The sequence below is a fragment of the Vogesella lacus genome (assembly GCF_979366295.1).
This window is the reverse complement of record NZ_CEETQT010000065.1, coordinates 1-216: the sequence shown is the minus strand read 5'-3', so window position 1 is coordinate 216 and position 216 is coordinate 1. Positions and strand designations below refer to the sequence as shown.

The following is a 216-nucleotide window of genomic DNA, read 5'->3' as shown; positions in this document are numbered from 1 at the left end:
TCAGCCTGGCCGGCCAGACACTGAGCGGCAGCGATACCCTGAAGATCCGGGTGGTGGATACTGCCGGCAATGCCGGTACGGTCTACTCGCAGGCTTATGTGCTGGACAGCACCACACCGACCAATACCATCAGTACCCTCCAGTTCTCGGCCGATACCGGTTCTTCCAGCAGCGACTTCATCACCGCGACGGCGGCACAGGATCTCTCCGGCACGC

At 62.0% G+C, this 216-nt stretch carries 1 protein-coding gene; it reads left to right on the top strand.

From position 1 onward, the window contains the following. On the top strand, window positions 1-216 hold a 216-nt coding region (locus tag ACZ9W6_RS17740; RefSeq protein ID WP_465192504.1), incomplete at both ends, for a hypothetical protein.